This is a genomic window from Bacteroides parvus (assembly GCF_017309675.2).
Lineage (GTDB): Bacteria > Bacteroidota > Bacteroidia > Bacteroidales > Bacteroidaceae > Bacteroides > Bacteroides uniformis.
In genome coordinates, this window is the sequence record NZ_CP084680.1 from 951,581 (window position 1) to 964,265 (window position 12,685).

14 protein-coding genes, 1 tRNA gene and 1 pseudogene are annotated in these 12,685 nt (G+C 47.3%); 3 read left to right on the forward strand and 13 right to left on the reverse strand.

All coding sequences use genetic code 11. The annotated features are described in order from the left end of the window. Nucleotides 1-86: 86 nt before the first annotated feature. Entirely contained in the window at nt 87-983 is an 897-nt protein-coding gene (locus tag JXR92_RS03750) for a DUF4595 domain-containing protein (RefSeq protein WP_005831035.1), read from the reverse strand. A gap of 321 nt (nt 984-1,304) precedes the next feature. Between JXR92_RS03750 and JXR92_RS03755 the strand changes: the two genes are divergently transcribed. Beyond that, on the forward strand, nt 1,305-3,194 hold the full coding sequence (locus JXR92_RS03755) for a tetratricopeptide repeat-containing sensor histidine kinase (RefSeq protein ID WP_061411979.1): 1,890 nt from the start codon (nt 1,305-1,307) through the stop codon (nt 3,192-3,194). Continuing rightward, on the forward strand, nt 3,191-3,823 hold the full coding sequence (locus tag JXR92_RS03760) for a response regulator (RefSeq protein ID WP_005831042.1): 633 nt from the start codon (nt 3,191-3,193) through the stop codon (nt 3,821-3,823). Before JXR92_RS03755 ends, JXR92_RS03760 begins: the two co-directional genes overlap by 4 nt. Before the next feature lie 78 nt (nt 3,824-3,901). Here JXR92_RS03760 and JXR92_RS03765 read toward each other — a convergent pair whose 3' ends face one another. The 12 genes and pseudogenes from JXR92_RS03765 to JXR92_RS03820 form a co-directional block, all read right to left on the reverse strand. Next, a complete protein-coding gene (locus tag JXR92_RS03765) occupies nt 3,902-5,134 on the reverse strand; it encodes a DUF4861 domain-containing protein (RefSeq protein WP_138346135.1) in 1,233 nt (410 codons plus the stop codon). Between the two features lie 165 nt (nt 5,135-5,299). After that, on the reverse strand, nt 5,300-6,103 hold the full coding sequence (locus JXR92_RS03770) for a gluconate 5-dehydrogenase (RefSeq protein WP_005831048.1): 804 nt from the start codon (nt 6,101-6,103) through the stop codon (nt 5,300-5,302). A gap of 56 nt (nt 6,104-6,159) precedes the next feature. Beyond that, nucleotides 6,160-6,294: pseudogene (locus JXR92_RS03775) on the reverse strand (5-keto-4-deoxyuronate isomerase); the annotation flags it as partial. 253 nt (nt 6,295-6,547) lie between these two features. After that, nucleotides 6,548-6,618: transfer RNA gene (locus JXR92_RS03780), tRNA-Gln, on the reverse strand. Between the two features lie 124 nt (nt 6,619-6,742). Continuing rightward, nucleotides 6,743-8,035 carry a tyrosine--tRNA ligase gene (gene tyrS, locus JXR92_RS03785; RefSeq protein WP_005834072.1) on the reverse strand — a complete coding sequence of 431 codons (1,293 nt, stop codon included), beginning with the start codon at nt 8,033-8,035 and terminating at the stop codon, nt 6,743-6,745. Nucleotides 8,036-8,142: 107 nt separating this feature from the next. Then, on the reverse strand, nt 8,143-8,808 hold the full coding sequence (locus JXR92_RS03790; protein ID WP_117881053.1) for a TatD family hydrolase: 666 nt from the start codon (nt 8,806-8,808) through the stop codon (nt 8,143-8,145). Then, nucleotides 8,805-9,026 carry a membrane protein insertion efficiency factor YidD gene (yidD, locus tag JXR92_RS03795; RefSeq protein ID WP_005831056.1) on the reverse strand — a complete coding sequence of 74 codons (222 nt, stop codon included), beginning with the start codon at nt 9,024-9,026 and terminating at the stop codon, nt 8,805-8,807. Before yidD ends, JXR92_RS03790 begins: the two co-directional genes overlap by 4 nt. Then, nucleotides 9,023-9,439 carry a ribonuclease P protein component gene (rnpA, locus tag JXR92_RS03800; protein ID WP_119962147.1) on the reverse strand — a complete coding sequence of 139 codons (417 nt, stop codon included), beginning with the start codon at nt 9,437-9,439 and terminating at the stop codon, nt 9,023-9,025. The genes yidD and rnpA overlap by 4 nt, the downstream gene beginning before the upstream one ends. Before the next feature lie 135 nt (nt 9,440-9,574). Further along, a complete protein-coding gene (locus tag JXR92_RS03805; RefSeq protein WP_005834069.1) occupies nt 9,575-10,327 on the reverse strand; it encodes a uroporphyrinogen-III synthase in 753 nt (250 codons plus the stop codon). Between the two features lie 4 nt (nt 10,328-10,331). Continuing rightward, nucleotides 10,332-11,063 (reverse strand): DUF4271 domain-containing protein, encoded by a 732-nt coding sequence (locus JXR92_RS03810; protein WP_117601042.1) that lies wholly within the window; start codon nt 11,061-11,063, stop codon nt 10,332-10,334. Next, nucleotides 11,060-11,647 carry an LOG family protein gene (locus JXR92_RS03815; RefSeq protein ID WP_117601092.1) on the reverse strand — a complete coding sequence of 196 codons (588 nt, stop codon included), beginning with the start codon at nt 11,645-11,647 and terminating at the stop codon, nt 11,060-11,062. The genes JXR92_RS03810 and JXR92_RS03815 overlap by 4 nt, the downstream gene beginning before the upstream one ends. 73 nt (nt 11,648-11,720) lie before the next feature. After that, on the reverse strand, nt 11,721-11,909 hold the full coding sequence (locus JXR92_RS03820) for a hypothetical protein (RefSeq protein WP_009037546.1): 189 nt from the start codon (nt 11,907-11,909) through the stop codon (nt 11,721-11,723). Nucleotides 11,910-12,057: 148 nt separating this feature from the next. On the opposite strand from JXR92_RS03820, the gene JXR92_RS03825 reads away from it, so the two are divergent. After that, the gene (locus JXR92_RS03825; RefSeq protein ID WP_138346647.1) at nt 12,058-12,456 is read left to right on the forward strand and encodes a ribosomal maturation YjgA family protein; all 399 of its coding nucleotides are present in this window, start codon (nt 12,058-12,060) and stop codon (nt 12,454-12,456) included. The last annotated feature ends 229 nt before the right edge of the window (nt 12,457-12,685 follow it).

Genomic DNA, 12,685 nt, shown 5'->3' on the forward strand with positions numbered 1-12,685 from the left:
AAGAAGGGGTTGTCTCGGCAAAAGGCAACCCCTTACATTTTATAGGCTCATGTCCTGTTCCACAAGAATAAACAGATGTTTTATAATTACCAAGTAAATGTACATCTGTATTCATCCCACTGGTCTTTTACAACCAGTTCCGTAGGATAACTGTCGGAATTCAATGTCCATGTAAAATACATATCGGACACAGAGTCCTCGCCATTGTATGTATAATGCCCTACAAGCGGCAGATGTTTCGTAGCCTTACCAAGCATGCCTCCATAATAGGCATATATCATCTCGTCCATATCCACATCCAGTATTTCATCAAACAACATCAGGCAGCCCTTATTCTCGATAGGAGCTGTTATATTATCCGTCGTATAGTCTATGGCAGCACTATACTCCCACTCGTCATTGCTGTCGATAATTCCGTCACCATTGAGATCCCCACTAGCTACATAACGTGTGGAAGTCTTCACCACATCTCCATCCTTATAGGTGATGTTCGTTATTTCACCATCGCTTTCAGAGCGTTTCATTACAACCAGATGGCCTTCAGTGTCGTATTCCATCTCCCAAGTAAACTCATCGGCATCGGGAGTACCAGCGTGGTCTATTGAGTTGCAAAATTCCACATAACCATCGCTGTTGAGCTGCAAGTTCAGTTCTGTAACATCGCCCTCTTCATCCGTCACGGTGATTCTTGCTCGGTCCTTTGCAACATCTGCCTTTGTAGTAGCGGGAAAGTACTCAAAGACGGCTTTATCCCCATCCTCAGTTGTAATGTTCGTCACCAGCCCTTCTTCATTGTGAGAAATCGCCATGCCCGAAACCGACTTCGGAAGCCCTCCCGTAAACACTTGCGAAGGATTGACCACAGTGGCGGTGTTTTCGCCACCCTCACCATTCTCATTTTCGTCATCGTCACTGCAAGCAGTGAATCCCAAGCACAACGCCACACCCAACATGGAGGCAGCCATCATTTTAAACATTTTCATAAGTTACAAATCTTGTTTTATCCCCATCCCTCTAAGGAAAATCCATAATAACAAAAGTATAAGGAATGCCGTCCGTATCTCACGACAACAAGACTCTGCCATTCAAACCCGGACAGATACTTTTGGCCATTTATCATTCCCAGACAAAGCTTAATATTTTTTGCAAAGTAATAAACTTTTCCTTTCACTCCTTGTCACTGAAAAAGGTGATTTTTCAGCCACATACAGAAAAAATTCAGCATCTCCAATAAAAAGCAAAATGAATAAGACGTATATTTGCAACAACTAAGCACAGATTGAATTCCACTAAAATATACCGATATGAGGGTACGTCATACTAAGCTATTATCACTCCTCTTTTCTTTAACCACTATCCTGCTTCACGCCGGAGAAATACCAACAGACACTCTGTTGGCACACTTCTACAACCGGGCAGCCAATCTCATGGAAGAAGGACACTACGATGAAGCGCAACGTAGCTTCGACAGCGCCTTTGCCACCCGGAACGTAAAGCACTCCTTCATGTATCCCATCTTGCTGAACGAACAAGCCACACTGCTGGTCTATGTGGGAAAGACAGAAGAAGCCTTTGCCATGAAAAAAAATGTGCTCCCCTACCTGCCGCAGATAGATGATTTGGAAAAGCACATCAGCGTATACAACGATTTGGGCCTCCTCTACCGTCAGCACCAAATGAATGACTCTACACTCTACTATTACAATAAAGCACTGGACACTGCCTTGCAATACGGAGACGAAAGCTGGATAGCCCACATCTGCAACAATGTGTCCATCCTATACTTCAATATCAGGCAGCTGGACGAAGCCGAAAAGTATACCGACATGGCCGCCGAACATGCCGCCAGAACCGAAGACCCATTCGTAGCCTTCACCACCTGGCAAATCAGGGCAACCATAAAGGCTGAACTGAACAAGCTGGATGATGCTGAAAAATCCAACCGCAAAGCCTGGAACATTGCCTGCCACGGAGAGGGAAACGAAGACCTATGGAAGATACGCTGCCTGCCCGGCATGCTGAGACTCTTTGAACGAAAAGAACAACCCGATTCCATAGACCACTACTTGAAATTGGGGAACAAACTACTACAACGGGTACCATCCAACTCCATCGCTGCCATAGGATTCATACAATCGAGGGCAGCCACCGAAACAAACCGCAAAAACTATGCCCGCGCCTTGAAGGACTTCCACTGGCTGCGTAACCGGAAAACCGGTACCGAGCCCAAAACATTATTTACACAAATGGCACGATGCTACGATGCCTTGGGAAACCCCAAACTGGCCTACACCTATATGGATAGTGCCCGCATGTGGACTGATACGCTGGCACAGCACAATCTGACGCAACAAATGGCAGAATTCAACGTGAAATATCACACACAAGAAAAGGAATTGGAGATAGCCCACCTGCAACAAGAACAACTGGAACACCAAGCCTTCCTGCTAAAAGCCTCCATTGCTGTAGCCCTTCTGTCCGGTCTTGCTCTCATTACTTTGTTGACGCTCCGCCACAAGAAACGAATAGCCGAAAAGAAGATTGAACTGCTAAAGCAAGAAAACGAACTGAACTCGGCACGCCGTTACATTGAAGGGTTGGAAGAGGAATGCAAATATTTTGCCAAGGAACTGCATGACGGCATAGCCAACGACCTGCTGGGGCTGCAAATGAAGATAGAAACTTCTGCCAGCAAAGGGAATGAGCAGGAACTGGCCTCACTCGTCAGCAAACTGAGAAACAACGTGCGGAATATCTCACACGAACTGATGCCTCCCGAATTCGAGCATCTCAGTCTAGACCAGATACTCGACCGTTATGCTGCCAAACTGACCGAGAACACCGGCATAGAGGTCAGCTATCATCCAACGGAGAACAACGCATCACGCCATCTTCCCAATGAAACCGCTTATGAGCTGTACCGCATCGTACAAGAGCTCACCATGAACATCGTGAAACATGCCTCAGCCAGTCATATAGTCATCAGTCTCCGTGCCGACAATGAAAATAAATATACCCTGCAAATTACAGACAACGGTAAGAATGCAAACAAGCAACAAACAGCAACAAACAACAATGACGGCATAGGATTGCGCACCGTAAACGACCGTATCAGAGCCATCAACGCTACCGCCAATGTATGCTCGTCAACAGAAAACAACGTTTTCACCCTACTGCTTAACATAAACGAATGAAACCAAACAAAGAAACATACAGAATACTGGTAATAGATGACCACCCGATTGTTGCTGAAGGCATCATCGCATTGGCCTCGCAACTCGAAGGAGTGACGTGCAAAGGAGCCACTTGTGCAAAAGACGTGGAACAACTGACCCTCAAAGAGAGATTCGACCTTTGCATCATTGACCTTGAACTACCGGATATGAATGGATTCCAACTCATATCCCACCTTCACAGCCAGATACCCGAATGCGGCATTTTAATCTATACCATGCATGAAGAACCTTGGATCATAGCCAAATTATCCACCCTAAACATCAACGGAGCTGTTTCAAAAAATGCCAGCACCAGCGAATTGAGAGACGCCATCAGTACACTGAAAAACGGAACCAGATACTTCAGCAATGTTTTCAGCGAACTGGACAAGGAAAAACAAAACACCCTACCACATGCACTTCCCGAATTGTCGAGACGTGAAAAAGAAGTGCTCGCCTATCTCTCGCAAGGACTGAGCACTTCTGAAATATCCCAATTACTATTTCTCAGCATCAATACAATACAGACTTACCGGAAGCGCCTGATGGAAAAACTGGAGGCCAAAAACGTTGCAGAACTTGTCTACAAGGGGAAGAGCTTATTCTGAGAACACTTGTCATTCGCCCGGACAGTTACAAGCCTCCAGCTTCTCAAGCTTCGCTTTCGGAAAAGGAGGAAAATCAACTTAACGGATACTCACCGTCATCGGATTGCGTACCTTCTGTGCAAATGCCGCCATATAGCTATTCCAGGCTTCAGCCGTCTTGATGTCCGCACGGTCCCAGGCAAAACCCCAGTAATACACGTAGTCGGCACCCGGCTCATAGTCGCTGACAGCCAGTACGTGGCCGTCTGCATTGTTACGCATCTTCTTCTCCTCTACGGGGAAAAGCACGGTTTTGGCTTCCTTCACAACGGCAGGGAAAGCGGCACCCATAAATATCTTGCCATTATCCGGTCCGGTAGTGGGGTCTACATACGTCATATAGCCACCGGCGGCATCAGCCACCACAGCACCGTCCGGTTCGTGCAGCACAATACCGGTAACAATGGGCAAAGATTCCTTTAGATTGCTATACGAAACGGCAGTACGGTTCAGATGAGAACCGGCATCCAGCGTAATCAGACGCGTTTCCACCACCGCAGTATCCCCTTTCACAGCCAACGGATTGAACTCCAGCTTCACCGTGAAGCGCAACGGACCGTTGTCCAGCACCTCCTGCGTCTTGTAGCACCACGGATAGATAATGGTATCATTCACCATCAATGCAGACACTCCGGCTCCCAATGTTGGGCCTACTGCATAGCAGTCCATGCCATAACCGTGGTCTATATGATAGGAGAATGTGCGTACCAGCTCATCGGCTGCCTTCGGGTCTGTCTTGCGCAATTCATTAACCTGCTTCCAGGAGTCTGCATCCAGTTCCTTGGCATACATGTCTTCCAATACCGGTGCAGCAGTGCCTCGCTTCGTGAACAAGTCGTAGCCGAAACCGCGTTCACCCCTTTCCTGCAATGCAGGACCGTAGGCACGGAAGCCTACCAAGTCGTTCTCCCAGGCCATGTCGTCCAGACGTTCGGGATACTGCCGCCCACAAGCCCTTACCTCCACATCGACGGGAGTACCGGCCTGGACGGTATATGCAGCCGATGCATTGGCGGCTACCGTAGCAGGGAAGATTAATTTGTCATCGTAGGTCACTTGGTAGGGAACCTGCTCCCCTTCGACATTCAGAACCACAATCTGTGCGGTATCTGCCAGATTCAGACGGTTCGAGATTTCGGTCATAGACACCTCTACCATCTCATCGGAACGGTCCATCATCAGCGGATTGGTTACCGTAACGGTCACTGTCTTGCTATCGTTGCAAGCAAGACAGCAGAGGGTCGCCATATACAATAAAAGAAAGTTTCTCATATAATCATTGCTTTTTCCTAATCAGTTGTATAACTTTCTTTTAGGCACGGATTTCGCGGATTATACGGATTTTCCTTATCTTTTCCGCGTAATCCGTGCCCAAAAGAAAAAGGTGACAGTGACATTATCCTGCCACTTTATCACCTTCTCAATTATCCTTCAAATTTATTTCGGTTGCTTTCCGATATAAGCCAAGATACCTCCGTCTACATAGAGGATGTGACCGTTTACCGCATTAGAGGCTTCCGATGCCAGGAACACTGCCGGACCGGTAAGTTCTTCCGGAGCCAGCCAGCGGCCTGCCGGAGTCTTGGCGCAGATGAACGAGTCGAACGGGTGACGGCTACCGTCGGCCTGCTTTTCACGCAGCGGAGCAGTCTGCGGGGTAGCGATGTAACCCGGACCGATACCGTTACATTGGATGTTATATTCACCATATTCAGAGCAGATGTTGCGAGTCAGCATCTTCAAGCCACCCTTGGCAGCGGCATAGGCCGACACAGTCTCACGCCCCAGTTCGGACATCATAGAGCAGATATTGATAATTTTACCGTGGCCCTTCTTCATCATGGCAGGCAGAACAGCCTTTGATACGATGAACGGAGCATTGAGGTCGATATCGATTACACGACGGAAGTCAGCAGCCTCCATCTCGTGCATAGGAACACGGCGGATGATGCCGGCATTGTTTACGAGGATATCAACAGAGCCTACTTCCTTTTCAATCTGGGCTACCATGGCCTGAACAGCAGGTTCATCTGTCACATCACATACATAACCGCGTGCCTTGATACCCTTTTCAGTATAGGCAGCCAAGCCTTTGTCTACCAACTCCTGGTTGATATCGTTGAAACAGATAGTTGCTCCTTGCTCTGCAAAAGCTGAAGCGATAGCAAAACCGATACCATAAGAAGCACCTGTAACAAGGGCTACTTTACCTTCCAAAGAAAAATTCAAATACGGATTCATAACGTTAAATTATTAAGTTTAAATAAGTGATATTCTATTTATGTACGATTTGCAAGTAGTTTATACTCAATGGAAACTTTATTTTGGGAGAATGCCTTCCCTATAAGGAAATCGCAGCGAATGCTTTTCGTATCGTAGCTTTTCACATCATCGGGATGCTCAGCATAGCGAATTTCATAGTTCGTTTTCATGATTGCACTACATTTAATAGGTTATAACTTCAGCCATCAAATACACATCGTTTGCGTACACGATGCAAATGTAACAAAAGAAAATGGAGAAACCGTATAAATTTGTGTCAATTATATAGCAATATCGTTCAAAGATTCGTAAAAAGAAAAAATCTATACCTATAGTGCCAACAAGAGGGGGAAAGAATAACAAAAAAACCCACTAAAACTTGCGATTTTAGTGGGTTTTTAGCTGCAATTAGCTGCATCGTAGTTGGACTACCAGGATTCGAACCTGGACAAACAGAACCAAAACCTGTTGTGCTACCATTACACCATAGTCCAAACATAGGGCTTTCTGTTAAAAAGCGGTGCAAAGATAAAAGGAAGCCCCGAAATATCCAAATATTTCGGGGCTATTTTTACTGCCGAAGCATTATTTCCTTAATTACTTCTCTTTAGGATACCGCTATTTGGCGATAATCAGATAGTAATTCTTCTTGCCGCGCTGTACCAGCAGGTATTTTTCGTCCAGCAGGTCGGCTGTCGTAATCACCTGGTCGAAAGCAGCCAGTTTCTCCTTATTCAGAGAAACGCCACCGCCTTGCACCAGCTTACGCATCTCGCCCTTGGAAGCGAATACAGCAGCATTATCCACGAACAAATCCACCGCCTTCACACCGGCAGCCAGTGCATCACGGGATATTTCGAACTGGGGAACACCCTCGAACACAGCCAGCAGCGTATCTTCGTCCAACTTCTTCAGTGCATCAGAAGTTGCATTGCCAAACAAGATGTTGGATGCATCCACAGCAGCATTATAGTCCTCTTCGGAGTGAACCATGATAGTCACTTCCTTGGCCAGACACTTCTGAAGGACGCGCAAATGGGGAGCAGCCTCGTGCTCGGCCGTTAGAGCGTCAATCTCCTCCTTGGACAGTGCAGTGAATATCTTTATGTAGCGTTTGGCATCCTCGTCGCTCACGTTCAGCCAGAACTGGTAGAACTTATATGGAGAAGTGTAGCGCGGGTCGAGCCAGATGTTTCCGGACTCTGTCTTGCCGAACTTGCCACCGTCGGCCTTCGTAATCAGCGGGCTGGTCAGTGCAAACACCTCCCCGCCGTTCGTACGGCGAATCAGCTCGGCACCGGTAGTGATGTTACCCCACTGATCGCTGCCACCCATCTGGAGCTTGCAGCCTTTGGTTTCATACAGATGAAGGAAGTCGTATCCCTGCAACAGTTGGTAGGTGAATTCCGTGAAGGAAAGACCGTCACGTGCCTCACCGTTCAGACGCTTCTTTACAGAATCTTTCGCCATCATATAGTTCACGGTGATGTGCTTACCCACTTCACGGGCAAAATCGAGGAAAGTGAAGTTCTTCATCCAATCGTAGTTGTTCACCAACTCGGCACGGTTGGGGGCATCCGAATCAAAATCCAGGAACTTGGAGAGCTGGGCCTTCATACCGGCCAGATTGCGCTGCAACGTCTCTTCCGTAAGCAGATTGCGTTCTGCAGACTTTCCGGAAGGGTCACCAATCATACCCGTAGCACCGCCAATCAGTGCCAACGGCTTGTGTCCGCAACGCTGGAAGTGACGCAAAATCATCACACTGCAAAGGTGCCCGATGTGCAAAGAGTCCGCAGTAGGGTCGAAACCAATGTATGCAGTCACTTGTTCCTTAGCCAGAAGTTCTTCCGTACCCGGCATCATATCGTGGAGCATGCCACGCCATCTTAATTCTTCTACAAAATTCATCGAATGATTAAGTTATCTGATTAATTATTTAAGTGATTATCTATGAATTGTTTGATTCCTATTTTAATCTGCGCAAAAATACGACTCTTTATTCGAAGAAACAACTCTTAGGGTTTAAAAAAGACTTTGCAGACATTTCTCCGGAGTGTTTCTCCAAGCTCCTCGGGAGAGATGCCGCGCACTTCGGCAGCGCGTGCATACAATTCCCCGATGGAAACTTCACTTTCATCCGTTTCGATGAACAGCCGGTCGGCAGGTACCCGGCACAAGGCTGCTTCCTGGTATTTCTCCCCGAATGAAAGATAAAAGCCATGTTTCAGATATTCCTCCGCCAGCGCCGCCTTGCCACGGAAACCATGTATTATCCACGGATTCGACGGGCGCAAGTCCCGCTTCACCTTCAGCAGTTCATCAACCGCCTTCACCAGATGAATCACCAGCGGCTTTCCCACTTCCTCTGCCAAACATGCCTGGTGTCTGAACACTTCCACCTGCAAATCCATCGGAGCATCTGCCAGCTTGTCCAGCCCGGCTTCGCCCACGGCAAGTACTTGGGGATGACGCACTAACTCCTCCAGGCCGCACACCCTGCTAGCCACAGCACCTTCAACTCCAGAGTGTTCACCTCCACTCCGACCTATATGCCAGGGATGTATCCCCACCGAATACCATCCGCCGCTCTGTGGAGAGAACGTTTCGGGATAGCAATTTGCAATGGCAGTTCCGGGTACTTGCGGAAACCGGTGTGTATGTATGTCTACTGGAATATTCATGGAACGGGATCATATCCGGAACCTCCCCAGGGATGGCAGCGCAGAATGCGCCTTACTGCCAGACAAAACCCCTTGAAAGGTCCGTGTTTCTTGATGGCCTCCACCGCATATTGCGAACAAGTGGGGGTAAAACGGCATGAAGGCCCTATCATGGGCGATATGCACTTCTGATAGAAATAGATGGGAAGCAGCAGCAGATATGAAAGCAGACGCTTCATGACACCTGCGGAGTTTGCTCGGCTTCAGCATTTGCCGCTACCTTCTCGACAATGCGTGCCAAAGCTGTCTTCATACGGTCCTCAATGACAGAAGAGTCTACCAACTGGTCCGAAAGATAGATAAAGGCCACGGCCAGACGGCACTTTTTTTCCGTCAGCACGGCCAGCAGTCCGTGTTTGTTCATGCGGTAGGCTTCACGTATCTGGCGTTTCACGCGGTTGCGCTTCACCGCCCGCTTGAAACGGCGTTTCGAAACACTTACAAGAATGGAAACGGGTGCCTCCAGCTCCTCCACCGGCAGATACACCACACGCAAAGGGAAAACCGAAAACGAGCGTGAGCCGCCCGCAAACATCTTCTCTATCACTTTCTTCTTGTCCAACCGTTCGGACTTACGCAAGGTATTTGGCATGAGAAACAAGGATTAGGGATTAGGGATTAGGGATAAAGGATTAGGGATAAAGAATAAAGGAGGTGGAGGTGAATAGGTTCTTTCATCCTTTATCCTTAATCCCTAATCCTTATTTCTCTCTTTATTTCTCTCTTTTTACTTTCCTTTATTATTCTCCTTGATAAACATGTCAAGCGCCGCCGTCATTGAGGGTGCCTGCACGCTGGGAGCTTCCAGGTCAAGACGAAGTCCGGCATCACGGACTGCCTGGGCAGTGGTAGAGCCGAATGTTCCGATCTTGATTTCCTTCTGGTCAAAATCAGGGAAATTCTTCTTCAAGGCACTGATGCCTGCCGGACTGAAGAACACCAGCATGTCATAATCAAAAGCCTCATCTGCAGCAAAGTCATTGCTGACAGTACGGTACATGACAGCTTCCGTGTGCTGAATCTTATTCTTATCCAGCAGATTCTTCACGTCATCATTGTGTACATCCGACATTGGTACCAAGTACTTTTCAGTCTTATGCTTAACAATGGAAGGTATCAAATCGTCAATCTTCCCGGTGTTTCCGAAGAAAATCTTACGCTTACGATACTGCACATACTTTTGGATATACAGAGCAACGGCCTCCGTCACGCAGAAATACTTCATTGTTTCGGGAATTGTCACACGCAATTCTGTACACAAGTGGAAGAAATGATCAATAGCATGACGCGAAGTAAAAATAACGGCAGTATGATCCAAGACCGAAATTTTCTGTTGTCTGAACTCTTTCGCTGAAAGGCTCTCCACTTTGATAAATGGGCGAAAATCTATTTTCACACCATACTTCTCGGCGATGTCGTAGTAAGGAGATTTCTCTGATGCCGGTTTCGGCTGCGACACAAGTACTTTCTTAATTTTCAACGTCCTAAAATTTTATTATCAAATAACTGTTTAGCTGCATCACACCTTGATATAACACAAAACAAGGCATGATTTCAAGGGCACAAAAGTACAAAATTAAAAGTAAACCGCCATATAAATTGTTACAAAAAAGCTTTAACCACTTGTATAACATCAATATTTTAGCAAAAAAGGCTAAAATCAATCCGATTATTATCGTCAGCTGCAAACTCAAATCAAAATAGACTATGAACAGAGCAAACGGGAAAAGGGCGAATCCCAAGTAATAAAGTAGCGTAGAATAGGACTCAAGCCATAGCGTTGTAACACTTTCGTCAAAAAAAATCCAACCCAGAAAAGAGTAAAGCATCCACTTCAAGCACAAATAGAGAAGACACATACCGATGTAAATCCCCAATAGAAGTCCCGGCGGCACATGGTGTACCAGTTCCGGCTGTATATCATTGAAGTAGTTGAAGATACAGACGCCTGCTAGGATGCAGGTCTGCAGGATGAGCAGCAGCAGATAGCGCATATCGGCGGCTGTGGAAGTGGCAAATATGCTGGTACGTTCGCGATGAAGCAGGAAATCCTTCACCAGTTGCAGCAGGAACTTGCGGCTGCGTGACAAGACATAGGCCGACAGAAAGAAACAGCACAAAAGGACCACGGTGATGCCATCGTCCATTCTCGGAGAATATGGAATAGGAATCCCCTCCGTCCCCACTACTGCCCAAGCCATCAACAGCCCTATCATATTGCAGCGAATTTACGGATGGAGGCGTCCCACAAGGGAGTGGTATATATCAGTTCCACGGCTTCCTGCGGTGTCTGCGCCACATGCCAGATGGCACCGTGCTGCACGCGCATGAAGTTTTCGTCCACCGCCTGCCGGAGCATATCGAGCAGAGGGTCGAAATAGTTCTTGACATTCAGTATCACAATCGGGTTCAGATACAGTCCGAGTTGCTTCCAAGTGATGATTTCCAGCAGTTCTTCCAGGGTGCCGCAACCACCGGGCAGGGCGATGACGGCATCGCTCAAGTCGGCCATTGTCTTTTTCCGTTCGTGCATGCTTTCCACTTCCACGAGTTGGGTAAGTCCGGTGTGATGCCATCCCTGCTCCACCATGAAGCGGGGAATGACGCCCGTCACCTCTCCCCCTGCCCGGAGTGCCGCATCGGACACAGCGGACATCAGTCCCATATTTCCCGCACCATTAATCAAGCGAATTTGCCGCTGCCCCAGCAGAGTGCCCAACTCACGGGCTGCATCGAAATAAACGGAATCTATCTTTGTGCTCGAAGCACAATATACGCATACGGAATTTATCTTGTTCATCATCTTGCCACACCCTTTTTTAGGTATCGCCACAAAGGTACATGATTTCGGGGAGATTTGAAACAAGAGAGTCTTATTTCCAAAGTTCTTCCGGATTTGTGGTGCGGACGCTGTTCTCGAACAGCCATTGGGTGCCACCGCTCCGAACGGTAAATCCGACGGGAATAGGTGCAAGTCTCCGGTCACCCGGCAAGGGGTCGCCTGTTTCATCGTCCATGCGGCTCAGTTCATGCATGCTGTACCAATAGTTATTTTTGGCCATATACGTGTCATAGTATTGCCCTTCATTTGCTTTTCTGTTTATAGCCTTACACAGACCGTTCGATAGGAAAAAATACGAAAAAGCTCTTCCTTCTCACTCATATCTGTCAATTTTCCATAAATTTGCAATGGACCTAAAACATCATGATGTGAAATACAAACGTTGGATTTACTTAACCGTCACTTTCGTCATCATATTGGCAGGACTTGCTTCCCGGAAATATGGCAATGCATTGCCTAAATTTATTGCAGAGTATATTGGCGATACACTTTGGGCAGCTATGGTCTATTGGGGATTACGCTTTCTCTTCCCTTCGGCATCCATACTCAAAGTGGCCGCAATCTCCTTACTGTTTTCTTATTGCGTAGAAATCAGCCAATTATACCAGGTCGATTGGGCGAATGCCATACGAAACACCACGCTCGGAGCATTGGTCTTCGGGCATGGATTTTTATGGTCGGATATGATATGTTATACTGTCGGGGTAATGTTATCTGCCACCGTAGATTCTTGCGCTTCCTTTTCTTCTTCGGATGAAGCAGTATAAAAACAAGACGCGGACAAAGGAACACAGATTCTATGCAAGCCGCTATTATCCCCGCCAAAAGCATTCGTAGGACACATTTCACGAGGCTACACCTTTTACTCCGGATGGCTACACCCTTTCTATGCGATGGTATAGCCATCTGCAAAAAAGGGTGTAGCCCGGCACGGAGGATAGTTACAACATTAGAAATGGTATGACTGTTATATGACAAAAAAATATCCTAACATGC